This window comes from Pseudarthrobacter sp. PvP090 (genome assembly GCF_040547365.1).
GTDB lineage: Bacteria > Actinomycetota > Actinomycetes > Actinomycetales > Micrococcaceae > Arthrobacter.
Genome location: NZ_JBEPPO010000004.1, coordinates 242,837 through 264,531, shown reverse-complemented (window position 1 = coordinate 264,531; position 21,695 = coordinate 242,837). Strand labels below are relative to the sequence as shown.

General features: G+C 69.3%; 19 protein-coding genes. 13 read left to right on the top strand and 6 right to left on the bottom strand.

The window, feature by feature from the left end:
- Positions 1-72: 72 nt before the first annotated feature.
- Complete coding sequence (locus ABIC21_RS06475) at positions 73-1,512, bottom strand: amidase (RefSeq protein WP_354349591.1); 1,440 nt, start codon at positions 1,510-1,512, stop codon at positions 73-75.
- Between the two features lie 381 nt (positions 1,513-1,893).
- Between ABIC21_RS06475 and ABIC21_RS06470 the strand changes: the two genes are divergently transcribed.
- The 3 genes from ABIC21_RS06470 to ABIC21_RS06460 all read left to right on the top strand — a co-directional run bounded on the left by ABIC21_RS06470 (position 1,894) and on the right by ABIC21_RS06460 (position 3,549).
- Positions 1,894-2,220 carry a rhodanese-like domain-containing protein gene (locus tag ABIC21_RS06470; RefSeq protein ID WP_354349590.1) on the top strand — a complete coding sequence of 109 codons (327 nt, stop codon included), beginning with the start codon at positions 1,894-1,896 and terminating at the stop codon, positions 2,218-2,220.
- An 18-nt stretch (positions 2,221-2,238) separates the two neighbouring features.
- On the top strand, positions 2,239-3,219 hold the full coding sequence (pheA, locus tag ABIC21_RS06465) for a prephenate dehydratase (protein ID WP_354349589.1): 981 nt from the start codon (positions 2,239-2,241) through the stop codon (positions 3,217-3,219).
- 93 nt (positions 3,220-3,312) lie between these two features.
- The gene (locus ABIC21_RS06460) at positions 3,313-3,549 is read left to right on the top strand and encodes a hypothetical protein (protein ID WP_354349588.1); all 237 of its coding nucleotides are present in this window, start codon (positions 3,313-3,315) and stop codon (positions 3,547-3,549) included.
- Here ABIC21_RS06460 and ABIC21_RS06455 read toward each other — a convergent pair.
- A complete protein-coding gene (locus tag ABIC21_RS06455; protein ID WP_354349587.1) occupies positions 3,546-4,610 on the bottom strand; it encodes a diacylglycerol/lipid kinase family protein in 1,065 nt (354 codons plus the stop codon). The two genes, ABIC21_RS06460 and ABIC21_RS06455, sit on opposite strands and share 4 nt — an antisense overlap.
- A 78-nt stretch (positions 4,611-4,688) precedes the next feature.
- Here ABIC21_RS06455 and serS point away from each other — a divergent pair, with 78 nt between their 5' ends.
- Positions 4,689-5,969 carry a serine--tRNA ligase gene (gene serS / locus ABIC21_RS06450; protein ID WP_354349586.1) on the top strand — a complete coding sequence of 427 codons (1,281 nt, stop codon included), beginning with the start codon at positions 4,689-4,691 and terminating at the stop codon, positions 5,967-5,969.
- 134 nt (positions 5,970-6,103) lie between these two features.
- Entirely contained in the window at positions 6,104-6,994 is an 891-nt protein-coding gene (locus ABIC21_RS06445; protein ID WP_354349585.1) for an HAD family hydrolase, read from the top strand.
- A gap of 53 nt (positions 6,995-7,047) precedes the next feature.
- On the opposite strand, the gene ABIC21_RS06440 is transcribed toward ABIC21_RS06445, so the two are convergent.
- Positions 7,048-7,647: a MarR family transcriptional regulator gene (locus ABIC21_RS06440; RefSeq protein ID WP_354349584.1), complete on the bottom strand. Its 600-nt coding sequence runs from the start codon at positions 7,645-7,647 to the stop codon at positions 7,048-7,050.
- 139 nt (positions 7,648-7,786) lie between these two features.
- Between ABIC21_RS06440 and ABIC21_RS06435 the strand changes: the two genes are divergently transcribed.
- On the top strand, positions 7,787-10,327 hold the full coding sequence (locus tag ABIC21_RS06435; RefSeq protein ID WP_354349583.1) for a phosphoketolase family protein: 2,541 nt from the start codon (positions 7,787-7,789) through the stop codon (positions 10,325-10,327).
- Between the two features lie 40 nt (positions 10,328-10,367).
- On the opposite strand, the gene ABIC21_RS06430 is transcribed toward ABIC21_RS06435, so the two are convergent.
- The 3 genes from ABIC21_RS06430 to ABIC21_RS06420 all read right to left on the bottom strand — a co-directional run bounded on the left by ABIC21_RS06430 (position 10,368) and on the right by ABIC21_RS06420 (position 13,140).
- Positions 10,368-11,129 (bottom strand): DUF429 domain-containing protein, encoded by a 762-nt coding sequence (locus tag ABIC21_RS06430; protein ID WP_354349582.1) that lies wholly within the window; start codon positions 11,127-11,129, stop codon positions 10,368-10,370.
- A gap of 37 nt (positions 11,130-11,166) precedes the next feature.
- A complete protein-coding gene (locus ABIC21_RS06425; RefSeq protein ID WP_354349581.1) occupies positions 11,167-12,501 on the bottom strand; it encodes a carboxylesterase family protein in 1,335 nt (444 codons plus the stop codon).
- 150 nt (positions 12,502-12,651) lie between these two features.
- Positions 12,652-13,140 (bottom strand): inorganic diphosphatase, encoded by a 489-nt coding sequence (locus ABIC21_RS06420; RefSeq protein WP_282378589.1) that lies wholly within the window; start codon positions 13,138-13,140, stop codon positions 12,652-12,654.
- A 156-nt stretch (positions 13,141-13,296) separates the two neighbouring features.
- Between ABIC21_RS06420 and dacB the strand changes: the two genes are divergently transcribed.
- The 7 genes from dacB to folP all read left to right on the top strand — a co-directional run bounded on the left by dacB (position 13,297) and on the right by folP (position 21,683).
- On the top strand, positions 13,297-14,802 hold the full coding sequence (gene dacB / locus ABIC21_RS06415) for a D-alanyl-D-alanine carboxypeptidase/D-alanyl-D-alanine endopeptidase (RefSeq protein ID WP_354349580.1): 1,506 nt from the start codon (positions 13,297-13,299) through the stop codon (positions 14,800-14,802).
- 171 nt (positions 14,803-14,973) lie between these two features.
- Complete coding sequence (locus ABIC21_RS06410; RefSeq protein WP_354349579.1) at positions 14,974-16,092, top strand: Rv3626c family coenzyme F420 biosynthesis-associated protein; 1,119 nt, start codon at positions 14,974-14,976, stop codon at positions 16,090-16,092.
- A gap of 80 nt (positions 16,093-16,172) precedes the next feature.
- Positions 16,173-17,210: a tRNA lysidine(34) synthetase TilS gene (tilS, locus tag ABIC21_RS06405; RefSeq protein ID WP_354349659.1), complete on the top strand. Its 1,038-nt coding sequence runs from the start codon at positions 16,173-16,175 to the stop codon at positions 17,208-17,210.
- A gap of 29 nt (positions 17,211-17,239) precedes the next feature.
- Positions 17,240-17,791, top strand: coding sequence for a hypoxanthine phosphoribosyltransferase (hpt, locus tag ABIC21_RS06400; RefSeq protein WP_354349578.1), 552 nt, complete (start codon positions 17,240-17,242; stop codon positions 17,789-17,791).
- A 215-nt stretch (positions 17,792-18,006) separates the two neighbouring features.
- A complete protein-coding gene (gene ftsH, locus ABIC21_RS06395; RefSeq protein WP_354349577.1) occupies positions 18,007-20,076 on the top strand; it encodes an ATP-dependent zinc metalloprotease FtsH in 2,070 nt (689 codons plus the stop codon).
- Positions 20,077-20,085: 9 nt separating this feature from the next.
- A complete protein-coding gene (gene folE, locus ABIC21_RS06390; RefSeq protein WP_502935960.1) occupies positions 20,086-20,730 on the top strand; it encodes a GTP cyclohydrolase I FolE in 645 nt (214 codons plus the stop codon).
- Positions 20,731-20,741: 11 nt separating this feature from the next.
- Complete coding sequence (gene folP, locus ABIC21_RS06385) at positions 20,742-21,683, top strand: dihydropteroate synthase (protein ID WP_354349576.1); 942 nt, start codon at positions 20,742-20,744, stop codon at positions 21,681-21,683.
- Positions 21,684-21,695 lie beyond the last annotated feature (12 nt).

Sequence of the window (21,695 nt, the reverse complement as noted above, 5' to 3'; positions counted from 1 at the left end):
TGTCGTTTCCAGCTCGTGTTGGGGCGGTGGCGCTGCACTGGTGGACATGTCCACCGGACAGCTGCACCCATGCTAGAACCCCAGCTGCGCCGCCACCTGCAGCAGCAGCGCTTCCGACCCCATCGGCCCGATCAGCTGGATGCCCATCGGCAGTCCGGCGCCCTGGGCGCCACCGGTCCAGTGCACCGGAACGCTGATCGCGGGCAGCCCGCACACGTTCACCATGGAGGACCAGGGCGCGTACTCGCACTGCTTGCGGTAGTCGCCGTCGGCATCCCCTGTCCAGGTGGCCGCCGGCCAGTAGCCGTCACCGTGTGCCGCCCCGGTGAACCAGCCCACCGGGCGGGGCGTCTGTGCCAGCGCGGGCATGAGCATCAGGTCCCACGCGGCGTACTGGGTGACGGTGTCCCGCTGGAACTGGCGCAAAAGCCCGAGGGATTCGGCGAGTTTCGCGGGTCCACGCTGCTGCGCGCGGCGCCGGAACGTGCGTGTCAGCGGGGTCAGGAGCGCCTCGCGCTGCGGAACGATGCGGGCATCCCCGACGGCGGCGGTCCAGGCCGTGGTGAAGGCGGCCGGGTAGCGGTTGTCGTAGCGGATGGGGGCATCGGATGTTTCGTGGCCGGCCGACTCCAGCAGCCGGATGCCGTCGGCGAGGGCGTCGAGCGCCTCGGGGTCCGGGGTGAAGGGGAAGATCGTCTGCCAGGGGCTGTCCAGGCTCACCCCGATCCGCAGCCGGGGCGGGTCCTGGGCGGCGCGTTCCAGGAAACTGGAAGCCGGGTTGGCGGAGGTGTCCGCGGGGACAGGCACCATCGCGTCGAGGAGCAGGGCTGCGTCCGCCGCGGAGCGGGCCAGCGGCCCGGACACAACCAGCCCGGCGGGATCGCCGGTGCTTTCGCCCGCCGGGACCAGCCCGCGGCCGGGCTTCAGGCCCACGAGCCCGCACGCGGCGGCCGGGATGCGGACCGACCCGCCGCCGTCGGACCCGGGGGCAAAGGGAACCAGCCCGGCGGCCACCGCCGCGGCGCTGCCGCCGGTGGATCCCCCCGAGCTGCGGCTGAGCGCGTGCGGGTTTCGCGACGGCGGCGCGATCCGGTTCTCGCTGTAGGCCGTGAGCCCGAACTCCGGGACCTGTGTTTTGCCGAGCGAGATAACACCCGTGCGCTTGAGCTGCGCGACGAGGGTGCCGTCGGTAAGCGCCGGCTTGTGGTCCAGGGCGGCGCTGCCGTGGGTTGTGACAACTCCGGCGACGTCCGTCAGGTCCTTGAAGGCCACCGGCATGCCGTGCAGCAGCCCCAGTTCGGTCCCGTCCCGCGCGGCCCGGGCGTGGGACTTGTCCGCAGCGGTTGCGTCCAGCAGGGCCTGCTCCGCGGTGACGGTGATGAACGCCCCGAGGTGCCGGTTTTCCGCGGCGATGCGGTCCAGGAAATGCCCCGTGGCCTGCCGCGAGGACAGCTCGCCGGAGCGGAGGGCGCCGCGGAGGTCCACGGCGGAGAGCTCGTGGATCTCAGCCACGGCGGCACGGCTCCGGGTTTCCCGCCCGCCGCTCCGGGGGACATGTCCAGTGCTGGCGCGGGCCGGTGGACATGGTGGCATTGTGCCCAGTCCTAGCGGCCAGGGGAGGGCATGACCCGCGGGTGGGGGCGGGCCGTCCCGTGGGACATGTCCAGTGTTGGGGCGGGCGGGTGGACATGGTGGCATTGTGCCCAGTCTTTGCGGCCAGGGGAGGGCATGTCCCGGAGGGCCGGGGGCGGGCAGCGGGAACCGTGCGACGGTGAGCTGCCGGGGATCTCCTGTGCGCCATCCCAGAAGCGTAACCTGCAGCCGGGTAGGGGTGCGGCGCCGGTGGCTGGCGATACGCTGGAGGCAGACCATGCATTCTGCGGAAGGACGACCATGAGCGACTTTGACACCGTGACCGTGTCCGGCATCCCGGAAGGGGCCAGGATCCTCGACGTCCGCGAGGACTACGAGTGGGTCGCAGGCCACGCCGCCGGGGCGCTGCACATCCCCCTGGACCAGCTCCCGGCCCGGCTCGAGGAGCTCGACCCCGACGAGGACCTCTACGTTATCTGCCGCACCGGGGGCCGCTCCTTCCGCGCGGCCCAGTGGCTCTCCGGACAGGGGTATTCCGCCCTGAACGTGTCCGGCGGCATGGACCAGTGGCTGGAAACCGGAATGCCGCTGGTGTCCGACAACGGACTCAAGCCCGTGATCCTGTAGTTGAAGAAAGAAGCGCCGATGCCCGCATCACCTGTCACGTACACCTTCCTCGGACCCGCGGGCACCTTCACCGAGGCCGCCCTGATGCAGGTACCCGACGCGGCGGACGCGGTCCGCGTACCGTCGTCGAACGTCAACACGGCGCTGGACAAGGTCCGCGACGGCTCGGCGGACGCGGCCATGGTGCCGATCGAGAACTCCGTGGAGGGCGGCGTCACCGCCACCCTGGACGCGATCGCCACCGGCCAGGAACTGCGGATCCTGCGCGAAGCCCTCGTCCCTATCAGCTTCGTGCTGGTGGCCCGGCCCGGGACCCGGATCGAGGACATCCGCCGGATCTCCACCCACGGCCACGCCTGGGCGCAGTGCCGGCTGTGGGCCGAAAATAATATTCCGAATGCGGAATACATCCCGGGCTCCTCCACGGCCGCGGCGGCCATGGGGCTGCTGGAGGGCGAAACGCACTACGACGCGGCAATCTGCGCCCCGATCGTGGCGACCGAACAGCCCGGGCTCGCCGTGCTGGCGGAGGATATCGGTGACAACCCCGGCGCGGTCACACGCTTTGTGCTGGTGGGCCGGCCCGGCGCACTGCCGGAGCCCACAGGTGCGGACAAGACCACCGTCGTCGTTCCTCTGCCGGAAGACCGCCCCGGCGCACTGATGGAGATCCTCGACCAGTTCGCGACCCGCGGCGTGAACCTCAGCCGGATCGAGTCACGACCCACCGGACAGTATCTGGGCCATTACTTCTTCAGCATCGACGCCGATGGCCATGTGGCCGACGCGCGTGTCGCGGACGCCTTGGCGGGCCTGCACCGGATCAGCCCGGCCACCCGCTTCCTGGGTTCATACGGCCGCGCCGACGGGCACCGGACCATCGTGGAGCCGCATACCTCCGACCAGGCCTTCCGCGCGGCTCATGCCTGGGTCAGAGACATTCTGTCCGGGGCATCTGTGGTGCCGGAATATATGTCCAAGGCTTCGCCCACAGCGTAGACAAATGCCACATCCGGCACTTCCGCCCCTTGGAAACTGTGCGTATGCTTGCCTGATCCATATTGGGGAAGTCCTCTACCGAGGGAGCAGGTCATGGCAAACACCAGCCTTGAAAATGACGGCCAGGGAATGATCGTGAATCCCAAGCCGACCGCTGACAACCAGGACTGGGACGGCGACGACGCCGACCGTGCAGACCGGCTGCGCTTCGAAGAGGAGCAGGCCATGATCCGCGAGCAGTCCGAAGCGCGTGCCGCCAAGGCCGCCGCGGAAGCGAAGAAAACGGCGGACGCGCACAAGGAAGCCGCCGCGAAGGAAGCCAGCGCCTAATCTCCCTCGGTGCCGTCCTTGACCCGGACGAGCAGCGAGCCGGGGGCAACCTGCACGGTGACCTTCGTGGCCTCACCGGACGGATCGCCGTCGACCTGCGTGGGCACAGGCTCCGCGCAGCGGATGACGATCTTTCCGGAGCGGTAGTACGTCATCACCGGCAGGTTTCTCTTGTGCTTGAGCACGATTTTCCAGTACATCGCCAGCCAGCCGATCGCGCTGCGCGGACTCATCACCACCACGTCCAGCATGCCGTCGTCGATCATGGCCTGGGGGATGAAGTCGATCCCGCCGGGGATCAGTCCGCAGTTCGCGAACAGCACGCTGCGGATCTTTCGGCTTTGTTCCGGCTGATCGTCCAGTGAGATGGACACCTTCTTGCGGCGCCCCGGGAGGTGCCGTACCCCCGCCTCGGTGTAGGCCAGCCAGCCCACTGCCTTCTTGAGCCCGTCACTGGTGTCGCCCACCACCTCAGCGTCCATGCCGATGCCGGCGATGACCAGGAAGGTGTGCTCCGAGGCCTCCTTGGTGCGTGAGTTCTCCACCTTCATCCGTGCCGTGTCGATGAAACGCTGGTGGCCGAACAGGGCGGTCTGGACGCTGCCGTGCAGGTCGCCCACATCAAGGTGGATATTGCGGGCCAGCAGGTTGCCGGTGCCGAGCGGGATCAGTCCCATGGCAATGTCCGTGCCGGCCAGAATGTCCGCCACCACCCGCACCGTGCCGTCACCGCCGCCCACCAGGACGACGTCGGCGCCGTAGTCGACGGCGGCCCGCGCCTGCGAGAACCCGGGGTCCTCGGCGGTGGTGTCGAAAAACCGCGGCGGCACCCAGCCAGCGGCGGCGCACGCCTCTTCAATCAAGGTGCGGGCCTCGGCCGACCGGGCCTTGATCGGGTTCATCACGACGGCGACCTTCTGCTGGCCCAGGCCCGGGCTGTGCGTTTCCTCCCAGACGGCGCTGCGCGTGTGCCGGGCCTTGAGCTTGCGCACTCCCCACCAGCTGGAGACGGCAAACGCCAGGACTCCAGCGATGACGAGGTAGAGCAGCCAGTCGCGCATTGTGGTCCAACACTATCCCGCCGGTGGCCGGCGGCCTGATTGCCCGGTAACGGTGGCCGGATTGGATACTCTTGTCAGGTGATCGATGTAAAAGACCTCAGCGAAAATCCGGACAAGTTCCGGGCCAGCCAGCGCGCCCGCGGCGCCGACGAATCCGTGGTGGACGCGATCATCGCCGCGGACTCGGCCAGGCGTGCCGCCCTGATCCGCTTCGAAAACCTCAGGGCCGAGCAGAATGCGTTCGGCAAGAAGGTGGCGCAGGCCAAGGGAGAGGAAAAGCAGGCCCTGCTGGCAGAGGTCAAGGTCCTCGCCGGCCAGGTCAAGGCCGCTTCCGCCGAGGCCGACGTCGCCCAGACCGAGCACGACGAACTGCTGCGCGCCATCCCCAACCTCATCGAGGACGGCGTCCCCGCGGGCGGTGAGGACGACTACATCGTGGTCAAGACCGTCGGCACCCCCCGCGAATTCACCGACTTCGAGCCCAAGGACCACCTGGAAATCGGCGAGCTGATCGGCGCCATCGACATGGAGCGCGGCGCCAAGGTCTCCGGTTCCCGGTTCTACTTCCTGCGCGGCGCCGGTGCCCGGCTGGAAATGGCGCTGCTGCAGATGGCCATGGAGCAGGCGATCGACGCCGGCTTCGTGCCGATGATCACCCCGACCCTGGTGCGCCCGGAGACCATGCAGGGCACCGGATTCGACGTCAAGCACGACGCCGAGATCTACCGGCTCGCCGAGGACGACCTCTACCTCGTGGGCACCTCGGAAGTGGCGCTGGCCGGCTATCACGCGGACGAGATCCTGGACCTCTCCGCCGGCCCGGTCCGCTACGCCGGGCAGAGCTCCTGCTACCGCCGCGAGGCCGGCTCGCACGGCAAGGACACCCGCGGCATCATCCGGGTCCACCAGTTCAACAAGGTGGAGATGTTCATCTACACCACGGTCGAGGACGCCGCGGCCGAGCACGCCCGGCTGCTCGCCTGGGAAGAGGAAATGCTCGCCAAGTGTGAACTGCCCTACCGGGTCATTGACACCGCGGCCGGGGACCTCGGCAACTCTGCCGCCCGCAAGTTCGACTGCGAGGCCTGGGTCCCGACGCAGGGCGCCTACCGCGAGCTGACCTCGACCTCCAACTGCACCACCTTCCAGGCGCGCCGGCTCAACATCCGCGAACGCGTGCTGAACGAGGACGGGGCCCCCAAGGGCACCCGGGCCGTCGCCACGCTCAACGGCACCCTGGCCACCACCCGCTGGATCGTCGCCATCCTGGAGCACCACCAGAACCCGGACGGCTCCGTCAACATCCCGCAGGCGCTGCAGAAGTACCTCGGCGGCATGACGGTCTTCCCCGTCATCTGAGCCGCCGTTTCCCCGGCCCATGACCCCGCAGAGCGCCGCGGGGTCATGGGCGTCAACAGCTGTTCACCCCGGGTTCACCGCGCGCTGTGGCGCGCGTCCTAGCGGCCGTCGGGGGTGTCTGCTCTACTTGTGAGATGACAACATTGACTGAAACCTCAGTCGCTGGCAACGATGACCGGCGAGACAACACCAGGAACAACGAGAACAACGGAAACAACGGAAACGCAGCAGCCCACAAGCTGATGGTGGCGCTCGACGTCGACGGCACGCTCGTGGACCACGACGGCCACATGTCCGTTCCCGTCCGCGAAGCCGCCCAGGACGTCGTGGCCGCCGGCCACCACGTCACCATCGCGACCGGCCGCTCACTGAACGCGACCCTGCCGATCATCGAGCACATCGGCATCGACAACGGCTATGCCGTGTGCTCCAACGGCGGGGTCACCCTGCGGCTGGATTCCAGCCTCTCCGCCGGTTACGAGATCGTGCACAAGGCCACCTTCGACCCGGGCCCCGTGCTGCGGGCACTGCGCAAGCGGCTGCCCACGGCCAAGTACGCGCTCGAGGACGAGGACGGCAACTTCCTCTCCACCGAGCGCTTCCAGGACATGAGCTTCGGGGTGGAGGCCATCGGCGTCGACTTCCACACCATGCTGGAAGCCACCGCCGTCCGCGTGGTGGTCTTCAGCGCCGAGAACACACCGGAGGAGTTCAACACGGCCATCCAGCACATCGGCCTGGCCGGCGTGACCTACTCGGTGGGCTGGACGGCGTGGCTGGACATCGCCGCCGCCGGGGTGACCAAGGCCAGCGCCCTGGAGCACCTCCGCGGCCGGCTGGAGATCGAGGCGCACCGCACCGTCGCCGTCGGCGACGGCCGCAATGACATCGAGATGCTCACCTGGGCCGCCCGCGGTGTGGCCATGGGCCAGGCGCCGGAGGAAGTCATCGCAGCCGCGAACGAGGTCACGCACTCGGTGTTCGACGACGGCGCCGCCCACGTGCTGCGCAGCCTGCTGCTGTAGGCTCCGGCGGCCCGCTCTGGGCCCCGGCGGGCAGCCCTGCAGCAGGCCTGCTGTCAGCGCACCTCGAGGATGAGGCCCAGGAGCCGGGCCGCGGCGGGCCGCGCCGCGTGTTCCTCATTCCACTGCGCCCGCGCCACGGCTTTGCTGACCGCCTGGGTGGTGATGCCGAGCTCCTCGGCCACCGCCTTCTGCTGTCCGCGGACCCCGGGGGTCAGCAGGTCCAGGACCCGCCATTCCGCAGGGCTTCGGTCGTGCACGATGTGCCCCAGCAGCCGCAGCACGGACTCGGACTCCGCGGCCAGGTCGGCCAGCGGTCCTTCCACGGCCACCGGGATCCGGTCCTTGCCGTTGCGCAGCCGGTCGACGGCCCGGCGGGCGTAAATCAGCCCGTGCCCGGAGGCGTCCTTGATCTGGTTCGGCAGGGGCTCGTTGACGGGCCCGACGCCGATGCCCACGTACCAGCTGCCGGTCCGCAGCGCGATCATCGCCGCTTCGACGGCCTGGTGCGGCGAGTCGACAATGCCCTGGACCTCGTCCTCAACCGAGCGGTCGAAATCCAGGCGCGCGGGAATGTGCCGCAGGTCCTTGAGGAGCTGCGGCACGCAGTCGCCGTCGCGCCGGCTGTCTGTTTGGTTGATGGTCAGCGTGAACATTCTGGATCCACACTACCCGGTGGTAAGGGGCTGGCAAGAGCGTCTCCTGGACACGGTCCCGCGGGCTTGTCTCCGGTCCTGCGACGTGTTGCGATGGAGGTTGCGCACAGCCCAAGGCCCCCGTGAAGCGAGGAATCCCATGACCAGCAAGTTGACCGGTGCGTTGACCAGCGACCTGAATCCCGACACCGATCCGTTCGCCGGCAGCAGCCCGGGCAAAGCCTCCGACGCGCGTCCGGAAGGCACCCGGCGGGAGTCCGGGGGCGGCGCGGAACTGGAGCTCGTGGACCGCTGGTGGCGGGCCGCCAACTACCTGTCCGTGGGGCAGATCTATCTCCGGTCCAACCCGCTGCTGCGCGAACCCCTGAGCGCCGCCGACACAAAGTCGAGGCTTCTGGGCCACTGGGGCACGACGCCGGGACTGAACTTCGTCTACGCCCACCTGAACCGGGTGATCCGCCGGGACAGCCAGAGCATGCTGTTTATTGCCGGGCCCGGGCACGGCGGGCCGGCGGTGGTGGCGAACGCCTGGCTTGAGGGCACCTACTCCGAGATCTACAGCAATGTCGGCGGCGACGAACCCGGGATGGCCGAACTTTTCCGGCAGTTCTCCTACCCGGGCGGCATCCCGAGCCACGCCGCCCCGGAAACCCCGGGCTCCATCAGCGAGGGCGGAGAGCTGGGCTACTCCCTGGCGCACGCCTACGGCTCCGTCTTCGACAATCCGGACCTGATCACCGCCGTCGTCATCGGCGACGGCGAGGCCGAAACCGGGCCGCTGGCGGCCAGCTGGCACTCGCACAACTTCCTGGACCCGGTCCACGACGGCGCGGTGCTGCCCATCCTGCACCTGAACGGCTACAAGATCGCCAACCCCACCATCCTGGCCCGCATGCCCGAGGCCCAGCTGGAACAGCTGCTGCGCGGCTACGGGCACGAGCCGCACTTTGTGACCGTGGGCCATCCGGACGACACGGCGGCCGCGCACCGGGACTTCGCCGCCGTCCTGGATGACTGCCTCACGGAGATCCGGGCGATCCAGTCCTCCCGCAGGAGCGGAACTGCAGGGGGCGGTGCGGCCGGGCCCGCCGAAGGCGACCCGACAGCCGGGGACGATGTGACAGCCGGCGCCCCGGCCGCGCGCTGGCCCGTGATCGTGCTGCGTTCCCCGAAGGGCTGGACCGGGCCCCGGGTGGTCGACGGACTGCAGGTGGAGGGAACGTGGCGGAGCCACCAGGTGCCGCTGTCCGAGGTGCGCACCAACCCGGAGCACCTGGCGCAGCTGGGGGAATGGCTCGAGTCGTACCGGCCCGACGAGCTCTTCGACGACGCCGGGCGGCTGCGGGAAGACGTTGCGGCGAATGCGCCCGAGGGGGCGCTCCGGATGAGCGCCACCCCTTACGCGAACGGCGGTGTGCTGCTGCGGGACCTCAAGCTGCCGAAGTACGAGGACCATGCGGTCGCGGTGGCCCAGCCGGGCGTGGAGCGGGTCAGTGCCATGATCACGCTGGGGTCCTGGCTTCGCGACGTGATCAGCCAGAATCCGGAGACGTTCCGGCTGTTCGGCCCGGACGAGACCGCGTCCAACCGTCTGCAGAACGTCTACGAGGTCACGGACAAGGTGTGGCAGTACCGGATCGAGGAGCTCGACGAGCATCTTGCCCGCGCCGGGCGGGTCATGGAGGTCCTCAGCGAACACCTCTGCCAGGGCTGGCTGGAGGGGTACCTGCTGACCGGCCGGCACGGTGTGTTCAGCTGCTATGAGGCGTTCATCCACATCGTGGATTCCATGTTCAACCAGCACGCCAAGTGGCTCAAGGTGCACCGTGAGCTGGCCTGGCGGCGGCCGGTCGCGTCGCTGAACTACCTGCTGTCCTCGCATGTCTGGCAGCAGGACCACAACGGGTTCTCGCACCAGGATCCGGGCTTCATCGACCACGCCGTGAACAAGAAGGCCGAGGTCATCCGCGTCTACCTGCCTCCGGATGCGAACACGCTGCTCTCCGTGATGGAGCATTGCCTCGGATCACGGGACTACGTCAACATTGTGGTCAGCGGCAAGCAGCCCTCGCCGACCTGGCTGGGGCCCGCCGACGCCGCGCACCACTGCCAGCGCGGCCTGGGCATCTGGGAGTTCGCCGGCTCCGAAGTCCCCGGCGAGGAACCCGACGTCGTTCTGGCCTGTGCCGGCGACGTGCCCACGGTCGAGACAGTCGCCGCGGCGGAACTGCTGAAGGCCGGCGCCCCCGGGCTGAAGATCCGGGTGGTCAACGTGGTGGACCTGATGCGCCTGCAGGACGCCAGCGAACACCCGCACGGCCTGACGTCCCGGGACTTCGACGGGATTTTCACGGCGGACAAGCCCATCATCTTCGCCTACCACGGCTATCCGTCGCTGATCCATCGGCTGGCGTACCGGCGGACCAACCAGGAGGGGCTGCACGTCCGTGGCTATAAGGAGGAGGGCACCACCACGACGGCGTTCGACATGGCGATGCTCAACGGGATTGACCGCTTCCAGCTCGCCATCGACGCAATCGACCGGGTGCCGGGACTGGCGGAGAAGCATTCGCTGCTGCGGCAGGCGCTGCAGGACAGCCGGATCCGGGCGCACAACCACACCAGGGACCACGGCGAGGACTCGGAGGAAATCAGCGGCTGGACGCTCGGCCTGGACTAGCCGCGCGGGCTGGAATAGTCCCGCGACAGGGAGCCGTCCGCTACGGCCGGGTGCCGGGGAGCCCGTCCAGCCCGCCGGCGGGCAAGTGGATCCAGCCCTCGGTCACAGCCGCCCGGGCATGCCCGGCATCCGGGCGGAGTGTCAGGCCGAGGGCCACGGCCCGCGCGGTGAGGGCGGCGATGAGTGCGTCGAACATGTCGTCGGAGCCCGCCAGCCGGCCCTCGTATCCCGCCAGGTCCAGCCACGGCGCTGCCGCGGTCAGACCGGCCAGGACCTCGGCCAGCCGCTGCGCCTCGGCGCCGCCGCGCCCCTTGTAGCCCCGGGCCGGCAGGCCCCAGGTCTTTAGCGACGCCGCCGGGTACACCTCGGCGAGCCGGCCGCTGCCGTCCCGGGACTGCGGGCCGTGGTCCCGGGCGATTTTGGCCTGGATGACAGCGCAGCGCATCGCCGGGTGGGCCAGCCGGTCGGCGGAGACGCTCAGGGGAATCAGCCCGGTCTGGGCGGTGACGAAGCGGTCGGTGTCCCGGTAGGCCAGCAGCCGGCGCCCTTCGATGCCGTCATAATCCAGCACGGGGTCCGGTTCGAAGGCCAAATGCCCGGCCAGGAAGGGCAGGAAGGCGTCCGGCCAGCCCACCGGGCAGTCGATCCCCGTCATGTCGCTGGCGCCGAAGAGCCGCACGATCTCGTCGTCGCCGACGTCGAGGGCCAGGTGCGCCAGGCGGGCCGTGCCGTTGCCCCATTCGATGACGGCGGCGGCGGTCTTCCGGGTGGCCGCGGCGAGATCGACGCCGAGGGTCCTCACCGCGGTCCGCCCGGGAGGGCAACCATTAGGGTCCGTTTCATCCGGCGCTGACCGCCCGGTACTGCAGGGCGCCGGGCAGCCCGCCCCGGCTGTCCAGGCCCTCCCCGGCGGCAAAGCGGGCCCATACGGCGCGGAGGGCCCGGCCCTGGGCGTTGATTTCCTCCCAGCTGGCGCCCGCGAGCAGCCCGGCCCCGGCCCAGGTCTGCCTGTCGCCGAACAGCAGCGGCAGGTCGACCGTGTGCGCGGCCCCGTAGGAGTTCCCCGGTGCCGCCCAGGACAGCACGTAGCTGTAGGCCGTGCCCCCGGCCCGGGCGTGCCGGCGGGCGAACTTCCGGGCGGCCCGGCCGTACACTGCTTCGGTCACCGCCCAGTTGACGGCCTTGACGACGGCGGTCCCGAGCATCGGGACCCTGGCCACGCGGCCGATGACCGGGTTGCGCGGCAGGAACAGCCGGGCTTCCTCGGAGGTGTGCCCGATCAGGACCTCGATTCCGGGGGCCGTGGCGTTCCACGCGTCCTCAATGCCGGATTCCGGTGGCAAGGGGGCATGCCCGTACTGCGTGCCGAACGGCATGGCCGCGATCAGCCCGAACTTTCGGGCCACCTGCGACACCCGCTCTTCGATCTCCACGACCTCCATCGCGGGGGTGTCCTCGGTGACGTGCTCCGCCGCGATGCCCATCGCGGTGCTCATCTTTTCCCGGCCCCGGGTGATGCCCAGCGGCGCGCTTTGAATGATGGCCCGCTGGAAGAGGGCGGGGGCTTCCGGCGTCGCCATGAGGTGGGCGACGGCGTCGCCCCCGGCGGACTGCCCGAAAGCCGTGACACGTTCCGGGTCGCCGCCGAAGGCGCTGATGTTGCGCTGCACCCAGCGGAACGCCTCGAGCTGGTCCAGCAGGCCGAGGTTCGCGGGCCGGCCCGTGCCCGTCGCAAGGTAGCCGAACAGGCCCAGGCGGTACGTAACGGACACCACGATGACCCGGTTTTCGGCGACGAGGGCCTTGGGGTCGAAAATGGCCAGGTCGCCGGAGCCGGAAGTGTAGGACCCGCCGTGGAGCCACACCATCACGGGGACACGCTCGTCCGCGGCGAGGCCGGCCGGGATGGTGATGGAGAGCCGCTGGCAGTCCTCACTGCCGGGGAGCTCCCCGTAGCGGGTGCCGAGGATGTCATCCAGGAACGGCACCGGGGCCTGCGGGCACGCCGGCGACAGCGACGTGGCCGCGAGGACCGCGCTCCAGTCCGGGGCAGCCGCCGGCGGTTGGAAACGTCCCGCCGTCGCATACGGGATTCCGGTGGCCCGCACGACGTCACCGTCGCGCCATCCGGTAACCGGACCGCAGGGAGGGCTAAAGGCAGGCTCGGCGTTCATAAGCCCACGATTTCACACATTCCTGACCTGTCACTGACAGCCGCCTAGGGCCAGGACAGCCCCTTAAACAGCAACGCGGGGTCACTGCCGGCCCATGTCCGTCGTCCGGATGGGCGGCAAGTGACCCCGCGTTGGTGGTGGGTGGGGAGGTTAGTGCGTGTGCGGAACGTAACGCTTGATGGATGCCTCGAGCTCGGCCTCGGCGGCGGCGCGGTCGCCCCAGCCCTCGGCCTTGACCCACTTGCCGGGCTCCAGGTCCTTGTAACGGGTGAAGAAGTGCTCGATTTCCTTGATCAGGAATTCGCTGACGTCGCTGATCTCGTTGATGTGGTCGAAGCGGGCGTCGACCGGCACGCAAAGCACCTTGGCGTCACCGCCGCCGTCGTCGGTCATGTTGAACACGCCGATGGGGCGGGACTCAACAATGACGCCGGGGTGCAGGTCGAAGTCCTGCAGCAGCACCAGGGCGTCCAGCGGATCGCCGTCTTCGCCCAGGGTGTTCTCGAAGAAACCGTAGTGCGTGGGGTACTGCATCGAGGTGAACAGGACGCGGTCCAGGCGGACGCGGCCCGTTTCGTGGTCGACTTCGTACTTGACGCGTGATCCCTTGGGGATCTCGATGGTCACGTCATGCTTCATGGACTGCTCCTTGAGAAATTCAGGGGATGCGCGGTTTTCAGGGGTGCGCGGCACACACAAAAGGCTGCCGGTGCCGCCGACTACTATTGAGGATATAGCGAGAGGCCCAGGTTTCAGGAACTAGTGGGGACATTTCAGGAATAAAGGACCAGCAGCATGAAACGCAGAACGAGCCGCCCGGGCGCTGACCCGGTGACCGGGCCGCTGCGGCGGAGCCTCCCGCTGCTGCTCCAGACCCTGCTCGTCGCGGCGCTCGCCCTCCCCGCCGGCATTGCCGTCGCCCCAGCCTTCCTCGGCCCCGGCACTTCGGGACCCGCCGCGCAGCCGGCTCCGCCCTGGCACCAGGTGCCCGGCACACTGGCCGCCCGCGACGGCGCGGCGGCCGGCCCCGCCCCGGACGGCATCGGGCCGCTCACCGCCGGCGCCCCCGTCCCGCAGCCCGGCCCGCTGGCGGCCCAGCTCAACGAAACCCTGAAGACCGACGGCGCCGGGAACTTCACCGGCGTCGTGCAGGACGCCCTCACCGGCGAGGTCCTCTTCGACCGTTCCGGCGGCGAGGCCCGGGTCCCCGCCTCCAACATGAAGCTCCTCACGGCCGCCGCGGCCCTCCGCACCCTCGGCCCGGAACGCCGCTTCAGCACCAGGGCCGTGGCCGGGGCGGCCCCCGGGTCGGTGGTGCTCACCGGCGGCGGGGACGTGCTCCTCGGCGCCGGCGAATCGGTGCCCGGCGCAGTGCTGGGCCGCGCCGGCCTCGCCAGCCTGGCGCAGTCGACCGTCCGTGCCCTGCAGGACGACGGCGTCTCCGTCCCCGTCACGGTCCTGCTGGACGACTCCCTGTTCACCGGCCCCGCGCTGAACCCGGCCTGGAGCCCGGAGGATGTCGCCGCCGGCGAGGTGGCGCCGCTGTTCCCGCTCGCCTTGAACTCGGCCCGCTTCGACCCGGCCACAACCACCGGCCCCCGCCCGCAGGATGCCGCGATGAACGCCGCCGAGGCTTTTTCCGCGCAACTCGCGGCGGCGGCCGGCGCTGCCGGGCTGACGGTGGCGCCCGGCGTCGCGCGGGTCCCCGCCGGAACGCACGACGGCGGCACCAGGGTCCTGGCCGAAGTACAGTCCGCGACGGTGGGCCAGCAGGTCGACCTGATGCTGCGCACCTCGGATAACTACCTCACCGAGGTGATCGGCCGCATGGCGGCGCTCGCCGCCGGACAGCCCGGCAGCAATGACGGCGCCGTCGCCGCCGTGCTGCAGCAGCTGAAAGACCTGAAAATCCCCGCCGCCACCCTGCGCGCCGCGGACGTCTCCGGGCTGGCGCTGGCAAACCAGGTCTCCGCCCGGCAGCTCTCCGAAGTGGTCCGGGCGATGACGTCGGGCGCGGACACCCGGCTGCGCGCCGGCCTGGCCGGTTTCCCGGTCGCCGGCCTCACCGGAACCCTGGAGGACCGGTACGTGGGCGACGCGGCCACGGCGGGCGGTGCAGGCCTGGTCCGCGCCAAGACCGGCACGCTGAACACAGTGATTGCCCTGAGCGGCTACGTCGTGGACGCCGACGGCCGGCTCCTGGTGTTTTCCTTCATCGGCAACGGGCTGACCCCGGGGGCGGGGAACAGGACGGCCCTGGACCGCACCGCCTCCGTCCTTGCCGGCTGCGGCTGCCGCTGACCGCCTCCGGCCGACGTCGAACCGTCGACTGCTCCGTAAACGCCCTTTTGGACCCCCAAAACGGCAGTTACGGAGCAGCGGATGTCCCGGACGACGGCGATCAGCCCGCCGGCGTTCGCCGCCCGACGAATTTAAGGCGCAATGTCAGTCCCCTGTGATCTGATGGAGCCTATGGAGTCCTCTGCCCGCGAGACATCAGCCCAAGCCCAAGCCCTGATCAACTGGGAGCTTGCCGCCTCCACCGCCGCCCGCCTGACGCCGGCCGGACCCACCCTAGGGTCGGCGGAGATCGGCGCCGCCGTCGACAACCTGCGGCTGATGGCGGACCTGTCCGTGCCGCACGTCCATGACATCACCGGCCTGGAGGCCGCCCGCGACCTGCGCGACTCCTCGGTCCTCGTCGTGGACCGCGCCTCCTGGGCCAAGGCCAACACGCAAAGCTTCGCCGTTATGCTCCAGCCCGCGATGGAAAAGATGCTAGAGGGCCGCCGCGGCACCCTCAACCCCGGCGCGGCCAGCGTCAGCGGCGCCATCACCGGCAGCCAGCTCGGCGCCATCCTCGCCTTCCTCTCCAGCAAGGTCCTGGGCCAGTACGACCCCTTCTCCGCCCTCGCCGAGAACTCCACCGCACCCGCCGCCGGCCGGCTGCTCCTCGTTGCGCCGAACATCATCTCCGTCGAGCGCGAAATCAACGTCGAGCCCGAAGACTTCCGGCTCTGGGTGTGTCTCCACGAACAAACCCACCGTGTGCAGTTCGCCGCGGCACCCTGGCTGCGGCACCACATGCTGGAGGAGATCGACAGCCTCAGCGGACAGCTCCTCGGCAATGTCGACTCCCTGATGGAACGGGCCTCGGCCGCCGCGAAATCGCTCAAGGACCGCACCGCGTCCGGCTCCGCCCCGAGCCGGGGCGCCATCCTCGACCTGCTGCAGAACCCGGAGGAAAAGGCCGCGATCTCGCGCCTGACGGCACTGATGAGCCTGCTCGAAGGGCACGCCAACGTGGTGATGGACGCGGTCGATGCCAGCATCGTGCCGTCCGTGAAGACCATCCGGCAGCGCTTCAACTCCCGGGCCAGTGACCGCGGCGTCATCGAAAAGTTCATCCGCAACCTGCTCGGGCTGGACGCCAAGATGCGCCAGTATGCCGACGGGTCAAAGTTCGTCCGCGAAGTCGTGGACGTGGCTGGCATGGAAGGTTTCAACAAGGTCTGGGAGTCCGCGGACCACCTGCCGACCGAGGCCGAGATCCACAATTCCCGGCTCTGGCTCGAGCGGATGGGGCACTAGGTCCCGTGACGTCCAGTCCCGTTTCCAGCGGACGACGCCGGCCCGGCCGGCTGGCGCCCGTCGTCGGCACGGCGCGGAAGATGCTGCAGGACGCCCTGGCCGGGGCGGGGTACCCGGAACGGATCATGGTCGCCTGCAGCGGCGGGCCCGACTCGCTGGCCCTCGCCGCCGTCGCCGCCTACTTCGCGCGCCGCGGGCACGTGGACGGCCACCCCGTCTCCGTGGGCGCCGTCGTCGTGGACCACCAGCTGCAGCCCGGTTCCGCCGGGGTCGCCGCCGCCACCGCTGAGACGCTGCGGGAACTGGGGCTCTCGCCCGTGCAGGTCAGGACAGTTGAGGTAGCCTCCACCGGGATGGGGCCGGAGGCGGCCGCCCGGGACGCCCGGCACGCCGCCCTCGACGCCGCCGCCGACGACACCGGCGCCCAAGCCATCCTGCTCGGCCACACCCTGGATGACCAGGCCGAACAGGTGCTGCTGGGGCTGGCCCGCGGCTCCGGAACCCGATCCCTGGCGGGCATGCGGCCCGCCCGCGACCGCCTGCTGCGGCCCTTCCTGGGACTGCGCCGCGCGGACACGCTCGAGATCTGCGAGGTCGAGGGCCTTGACCCCTGGCACGATCCCAGCAACGCGGATCCGGCGTTTGCCAGGTCCCGGACCCGGGTCGAAGTTCTGCCGCTGCTCGAGGAGAAGCTGGGACCGGGGGTGGCAGAATCGCTCGCGCGGACCGCCGCGATCCTGCAGCTGGACGCCGATTACCTCGAGGACGTGGCCAACGACACCTTTGTCCGGCTGCGGGAACAGTCCGGCGCCACCATCAGCCTCCCGGAGGAAGCACTGCGCGAGCTGGCACCGGCCGTCAGGTTCCGGGTCATCGCGAAGGCCGCGGCCGCCGTCGGAGGCCAGCAGCCCAGTTACCAGCGTCTGCTCGCCGCGGAAGCACTGCTCCGCCGGCAGGGGTCGGCGGGTCCCGTGGAGCTCCCCGGCGGCGTCAGCGTCTACCGGCTCTCGCTCGCCCAGCTTCTCGCCGAAGGCCAGCCGGGCCCCGGCGGTGTTCCCCGCGAAGCGGCGCGCTGTGGGAAGCTTGTATTCCGGCCTCAAAAACCGCCCAAAATATAGTTGCCCCCGCATCTACACAGGAGTTATTGGTGGATTCAAACGACGTCCAGGCAGATCTCAAGCACGTTCTGTACTCCAAGGAGCAGATCCAGGCACGGATCACCGAACTCGCTGCCCAGATCGACAAGGACTACGAAGGCCGCGATCTGCTGATCGTCGGCGTGCTCAAGGGCGCCGTGATGGTCATGGCCGACCTCGCCCGCGCCCTTCACAGCCACGTTTCAATGGACTGGATGGCGGTCTCGTCCTACGGGTCCGGCACCCAGTCCTCCGGCGTGGTCCGCATCCTCAAGGACCTTGACACGGACCTCATGGGCAAGGATGTCCTGATCGTCGAGGACATCATCGACTCCGGCCTGACCCTGTCCTGGCTCAAGACCAACCTGGAATCCCGCGGCACGGCCTCGGTGGAAATCTGCACCGCGTTCCGCAAGCCCACGGCCGCGAAGGTCCAGATCGACGTCAAGTACGTCGGCTATGACATCCCCAACGAGTTCGTGGTGGGCTACGGCCTGGACTACGCCGAGAAGTACCGCAACCTCGACTTCGTCGGCACCCTGGCGCCGCACGTCTACGAGTAGCCCGCCGCTGCCGCTACGTCCGGCAGGACAGGCACGGCGCGGGACCGGCAGGGGGCCGGTCCCGCCCGGCCCCGCTACGCCCACAGGGAACTTTTGGACTTCACCGTGCGTGAGCTACTGCGACGGTGTATAGCTAGACACTGATGCAGCATTACACGCGCGCAGAACGGTCGCCGTGCAGCACTACCAGGAGGGACGGGGCCTGCCCCGAACAGATGAAAGCTAAGAGTTTCTTCAAGGGCCCGGGCATCTGGATTGTCGTTGTTGTTGGCATGCTCCTGCTGGCCTTTGCCACCCTGTCCCCGGGCGGCTCAGCCCGGATCGATACGGACAAGGGCCTCGCGCTGCTGACCGACGCCGGCGGCAAGGTGGAACAGGCAAAGATCTTCGACGCGGAAAACCGCGTGGACCTGGTCCTGAAGGAAAACCTGCAGGTTGATGGGCAGGACAAGGGCAAGAACATCCAGTTCTACTACGTCAACGCCCGCGCGGACGACGTCGTTAAAGCCGTCACCGACTCCCGGCCCCCGAGCGGCTACACCGACCAGCCGGTTGAGAACAACTGGTTCGCCGGACTGTTCTCCCTCCTGATCCCGGTCCTCCTCCTCGGTGTCCTCTTCTGGTTCCTGCTCTCCCGCATGCAGGGCGGCGGCTCCAAGGTCATGCAGTTCGGCAAGTCCAAGGCCAAGCTGGTCAACAAGGACATGCCCCAGGTCACCTTCAGCGACGTCGCCGGGGCCGACGAAGCCGTCGAGGAACTCGAAGAAATCAAGGAATTCCTGCAGGAACCGGCGAAGTTCCAGGCCGTGGGCGCCAAGATCCCCAAGGGCGTGCTGCTCTACGGCCCTCCCGGCACCGGCAAGACCCTGCTGGCCCGCGCCGTCGCCGGCGAGGCCGGCGTACCCTTCTTCTCCATTTCCGGTTCCGACTTCGTCGAAATGTTCGTCGGCGTCGGCGCCTCCCGCGTCCGCGACCTGTTCGAACAGGCTAAGTCCAACGCGCCGGCCATCATCTTCGTCGACGAAATCGACGCCGTCGGCCGCCACCGCGGTGCCGGTATCGGCGGCGGCAACGACGAACGTGAGCAGACCCTTAACCAGCTGCTGGTCGAAATGGACGGCTTCGACGTCAAGACCAACGTCATCCTGATCGCCGCCACCAACCGTCCCGACGTCCTGGACCCGGCCCTGCTGCGGCCGGGCCGCTTCGACCGCCAGATCTCCGTCGAGGCCCCCGACCTGATCGGCCGCGACCAGATCCTGAAGGTCCACGCCAAGGGCAAGCCGATGGCTCCCGGTGTCGACCTGAAGGCCGTGGCCAAGAAGACCCCCGGTTACACCGGCGCGGACCTGGCCAACGTCCTGAACGAGGCCGCGCTGCTGACCGCCCGCTCCAACGCCAACCTGATCGACGACCGCGCCCTCGACGAGGCCATCGACCGCGTCATGGCCGGGCCGCAGAAGCGCAGCCGCGTCATGAAGGAACACGAACGCAAAGTCACCGCCTACCACGAAGGCGGGCACGCCCTCGTGGCGGCGGCGCTGCGGAACTCGGCCCCCGTCACCAAGATCACCATCCTGCCCCGCGGCCGCGCCCTGGGCTACACGATGGTGGTGCCGGAGAACGACAAGTACTCCGTGACCCGCAACGAACTGCTCGACCAGATGGCCTACGCCATGGGCGGCCGCGTCGCTGAGGAGCTCGTCTTCCACGACCCGTCCACCGGCGCGTCCAACGACATCGAGAAGGCCACCGGGATCGCCCGCAAGATGGTCACCGAGTTCGGCATGAGCGAACGCGTCGGCGCGGTGCGTCTCGGCCAGGGCGGCGGCGAGCCCTTCCTGGGCCGCGATGCCGGCCATGAGCGCAACTACTCCGACCAGATCGCCTACATCGTCGACGAGGAAGTGCGCCGCCTCATCGAGGGCGCACACGACGAGGCCTACGCCATCCTGGTGGAAAACCGCGACGTCCTGGACGAGCTGGCCCTCGAGCTGCTGGAACGCGAAACGCTGAACCAGGCCGAAATCGCGCAGGTCTTCACCAACATCCGGAAACGCGATTTCCGCGAGATCTGGCTCTCCAAGGAGACCCGCCCGATCCAGGAGATCGGTCCGGTAGAATCGCGCCGGGAGAAGGCCGAACGCGAAGCGCAGCAGGAAGCCAAGGAAGCCCGCCTCGAGGAACCGCTGGACACCTTCCCGCCGCACGCCCAGGGAGTCTCCGGACAGGAGCCGTTCCAAGGCGGTGTAACGGATCTCGGGCCCGACGGCCATCCCGGCTAGGCTTCTTCCGTGACTTCTTTCTTCAATGACGACGACGACGCTCCCGCCAACGGTTCCCTGGCGGCGGGAGCACCCGTCCCCGGCACCAGCCCCGTGGACCAGCCCCGGATCGAGGCGGCCATCCGGGAGGTCCTGCTGGCCATCGGCGAGGACCCGGACCGCAGCGGCCTCCTGGACACCCCGAAACGGGTCGCGAAGGCGTACGCCGAGATGTTCGCCGGGCTCCACCACGATCCGGCCGAAATCCTGGCCACCCAGTTCGACCTGGACCACGAGGAACTCGTCCTAGTCAAGGACATCCCGTTCTACTCCACCTGCGAGCACCACCTCGTTCCGTTCCACGGGGTCGCCCACGTGGGCTACATCCCCTCGCACGACGGGAAAGTCACCGGCCTGAGCAAACTCGCGCGGCTCGTGGACATGTTCGCCCGCCGCCCCCAGGTCCAGGAACGCCTGACCACCCAGATCGTCGAGGCCCTCGTCACCCATCTCAAGCCGCGCGGAGCAATCGTCGTCATCGAATGCGAACACCTCTGCATGTCCATGCGCGGCATCCGCAAGCCCGGCGCCAAAACCGTCACCAGCGCGGTCCGCGGGCAACTCCATGACCCGGCCACCCGAGCCGAAGCCATGAGCCTCATCATCGGAAGGTAACAACACAGACTATGGACTCCCTAGCCGCAGCCCCCGGGACCGGACCGGCGACTTCGCCCCTGCCCGTCCTGCGCAAGGCCCGCCCGGCCGCCAAGTTCGAGAACCTCCCCACGGACCGGACGCTCGTGATGGGGATCCTGAACGTCACCCCGGACTCCTTCAGCGACGGCGGCAAGCACGCCGCCGCGGACACCGCCATCGCGGCCGGCCTGCGGATGTTCTACGGCGGAGCGGACATCATCGACGTCGGCGGTGAATCCACCCGCCCGGGGGCGGTCGAGGTCGGCGTCGAGGAGGAGCTGCGGCGGGTGCTGCCCGTGATCCAGGCGCTGGTCAAGGCCGGGGCCCTGGTCAGCATCGACACCACGCACGCCGCCACCGCCGCAGCGGCGCTCGACGCCGGTGCCGCCATCATTAATGACGTCTCCGGGCTGACCATGGAGCCCGAAATGGCCGAACTCGTGGCCCGCAGCAAGGTTCCGTACATCCTCACGCACCGCCGCGGCAACGCCAGCACGATGGACTCCCTCGCCGAGTACGGAAACGTCGCGGAAGACGTGGCCGCGGAACTCGCCGGCGTCCGCGACAAGCTGTACGCGGCAGGCGTCGCCCCGGAACAGATCATCCTGGATCCGGGACTGGGCTTCGCCAAGAACGAGGAGCAGAACTGGGAACTGCTCCGCCGTCTGGACGTCCTGCAGGCCATGGGCCACAAGGTGCTTGTCGCAGCGTCCCGCAAGCGTTTCCTCGGCAGCCTACTGACCGTGGCCGGCAAGGCCGCCCCGCCGGCCGAACGCGACGACGCCACCGCCGCAGTCACCGCCATCAGCGCCCACCGGGGCGCCTGGGCGGTCCGCGTGCACGACGTCGGCCCCAGCCTCGACGCCGTCAAGGTCGCCGCCCGCATGACCCCGGCACAGGCACCAGCCGCGCCCGCCGCCGGCGACAACTGAACCGGCAGGCGA

What these genes read in the sequence shown, in the direction of transcription:
- ABIC21_RS06440 (WP_354349584.1), bottom strand. Translation starts at nt 7,647, where the DNA reads ATGTTCACGCTGACCATCAACCAAACAGACAGCCGGCGCGACGGCGAC.
- ABIC21_RS06455 (WP_354349587.1), bottom strand. Translation starts at nt 4,610, where the DNA reads ATGCGCGACTGGCTGCTCTACCTCGTCATCGCTGGAGTCCTGGCGTTT.
- ABIC21_RS06470 (WP_354349590.1), top strand. Translation starts at nt 1,894, where the DNA reads ATGAGCGACTTTGACACCGTGACCGTGTCCGGCATCCCGGAAGGGGCC.
- tilS (WP_354349659.1), top strand. Translation starts at nt 16,173, where the DNA reads ATGCTGCAGGACGCCCTGGCCGGGGCGGGGTACCCGGAACGGATCATG.
- folP (WP_354349576.1), top strand. Translation starts at nt 20,742, where the DNA reads ATGGACTCCCTAGCCGCAGCCCCCGGGACCGGACCGGCGACTTCGCCC.
- ftsH (WP_354349577.1), top strand. Translation starts at nt 18,007, where the DNA reads ATGAAAGCTAAGAGTTTCTTCAAGGGCCCGGGCATCTGGATTGTCGTT.
- ABIC21_RS06445 (WP_354349585.1), top strand. Translation starts at nt 6,104, where the DNA reads ATGACAACATTGACTGAAACCTCAGTCGCTGGCAACGATGACCGGCGA.
- ABIC21_RS06410 (WP_354349579.1), top strand. Translation starts at nt 14,974, where the DNA reads ATGGAGTCCTCTGCCCGCGAGACATCAGCCCAAGCCCAAGCCCTGATC.
- dacB (WP_354349580.1), top strand. Translation starts at nt 13,297, where the DNA reads ATGAAACGCAGAACGAGCCGCCCGGGCGCTGACCCGGTGACCGGGCCG.
- ABIC21_RS06425 (WP_354349581.1), bottom strand. Translation starts at nt 12,501, where the DNA reads ATGAACGCCGAGCCTGCCTTTAGCCCTCCCTGCGGTCCGGTTACCGGA.
- ABIC21_RS06420 (WP_282378589.1), bottom strand. Translation starts at nt 13,140, where the DNA reads ATGAAGCATGACGTGACCATCGAGATCCCCAAGGGATCACGCGTCAAG.
- ABIC21_RS06460 (WP_354349588.1), top strand. Translation starts at nt 3,313, where the DNA reads ATGGCAAACACCAGCCTTGAAAATGACGGCCAGGGAATGATCGTGAAT.
- pheA (WP_354349589.1), top strand. Translation starts at nt 2,239, where the DNA reads ATGCCCGCATCACCTGTCACGTACACCTTCCTCGGACCCGCGGGCACC.
- ABIC21_RS06435 (WP_354349583.1), top strand. Translation starts at nt 7,787, where the DNA reads ATGACCAGCAAGTTGACCGGTGCGTTGACCAGCGACCTGAATCCCGAC.